The following is a 1,728-nucleotide window of genomic DNA, read 5'->3' as shown; positions in this document are numbered from 1 at the left end:
TAAGTTACGGAACATAACCATGACATAACTGTTTGATTAATTTGACCAAACAGAATGAGTGGTCTTTTATATTAGAGCAGTCAACAAATAGTGATTGCTCTATTTATTCTCGACCTTACATTTGGTGTCGCACGTGAACAAAGATCTCGACTTAAACTTACTTAAAATACTTGTCTTACTGGATAAGCACCGTCAGCTCAAGCCCGTTGCGAAAGCGATGGGGAAGAGCGAAGCGTCAATTAGCAAATACCTTGCCCGATTGCGACTCCAGCTAAACGATGAATTGTTTATTCGGCATCCTCACCACATGGAACCGACGGACTATTTAAAACGTCAATTACCTAAAATTTCCGACGCACTCGAGAAGCTTGAAACTTGTCTAATTAGAGATGAGTTTGAACCGGAAAATTACGAAAAAGACATCACCATTTGTTTGCCGCAAACCGCTCAATACTCATTTGGGCATTTACTTGCAATGGATTTAATGGCGCTGTTTCCCAAGGCGCACATTTCGATAGCAACGATTACAGAGTATACGATAGAAGAGATAATCCTAGGCAAAGTGGATGCGCAGTTACATTACTTCAACGAGGATGTTCCGAAATCTGTTTATCAGAAGTTCATCGGCTATGCGCCTGCTGTGTTAGTTGTCCCTGAAGAGCTGGGAATTACCACCCTAGAAGAAGCAGCCAAACTTCCCTTTATCATGTTAGAGATTATCGGTTGGAAAGAGAAAGAGCAGCTCGTTAAGCGTGCAATGGAAAGCCACGGTATGGTCATCAACCGTATTGCGGCTCTAGACAACGTAAGCAGCGTATTGAAGCTAATTAAGCAAAAAAGCGCCGCAACCGTGCTACTTGAATATCAGGCGCCAATTGATGGATATAAATTTATAAGAGTGCCAGAGCATTTTTACCCAGATGGCTGGCCAAAAGTGGTTGTACAGGTGAAGCAAAGCTTAAGACATGATGCAATGCACCAGCTGTTAATCGGTGCTATTGCAAAATACATGAGCGCTTAGCGGCAAAACTCAATGTTTTCTGACTGAGGAATAGTATGCAGAAGTTCAATCAACGTGTCCGCATGGTACTTTTTCAGAATACGCGTTTTGTAGGTGCTGATTGTTTTAGCGCTGAGTGAAAGTTGTTCAGAAATCTTCTTATTAGAGTAGCCTTGTACAAGATAATGGAACACCATGGCTTCGCGATTTGAAAGTGTTACGTTACCCGACGATGGTGTGTGAGTCGACTTAAACATTGAGTAACCGCGTGAAACACTCACAATTGCGTCGATAATGGTCTCTCTTGTTTCATGCTTGCTTAAGAAGCCGTTTGCGCCCATTTCGTACGCTGCTTTAGAAAGACTCGAGTAGTCGCGTGAAGAAACAAATAACAGTCGGCCACGATATCCCGTCGCTAAAATGTTTTTGGCTAAACGCATACCATCGCGGTCGCCAAGCACTACGTCTAGAATAATCAAATCAATCTTTTGGCCTCGAACAAGATCCATCACTTCCGCACTGTCAGTGGTTTGAATCACTTCAGCTGTGTTGACTACAGATTCAACTAGAGAAGCAAGAGCTTCGCTATACAATGGTTGAGCGTCGATAATAAGAACATTATTCAAAGTTAACCTCACCTAATACATCAACTAGTGTGCTGTCAGGCGACAGCGCAATTGGATGAATAGGATTGTAGGAAAAACCTTGCTAAGAGGAAGGAAAATGAC

Annotated in this window: 2 protein-coding genes; one reads left to right on the top strand and one right to left on the bottom strand. The window is 42.5% G+C overall.

Features of this window, described 5'->3' with window-relative positions; genetic code table 11:
* Positions 1 to 133: 133 nt before the first annotated feature.
* Positions 134 to 1,021 carry a LysR family transcriptional regulator gene (locus tag IQR33_RS30480; protein ID WP_025767842.1) on the top strand — a complete coding sequence of 296 codons (888 nt, stop codon included), beginning with the start codon at positions 134 to 136 and terminating at the stop codon, positions 1,019 to 1,021.
* Here IQR33_RS30480 and IQR33_RS30475 read toward each other — a convergent pair.
* On the bottom strand, positions 1,018 to 1,626 hold the full coding sequence (locus tag IQR33_RS30475; RefSeq protein ID WP_054701768.1) for a response regulator transcription factor: 609 nt from the start codon (positions 1,624 to 1,626) through the stop codon (positions 1,018 to 1,020). The two genes, IQR33_RS30480 and IQR33_RS30475, sit on opposite strands and share 4 nt — an antisense overlap.
* Between the last annotated feature and the right edge of the window lie 102 nt (positions 1,627 to 1,728).

This window comes from Vibrio sp. OPT46, assembly GCF_015163535.1.
Classification (GTDB): domain Bacteria; phylum Pseudomonadota; class Gammaproteobacteria; order Enterobacterales; family Vibrionaceae; genus Vibrio; species Vibrio alginolyticus.
The sequence above is the reverse complement of the archived record's forward strand: the minus strand, read 5'-3'. Positions and strand labels throughout refer to the sequence as shown.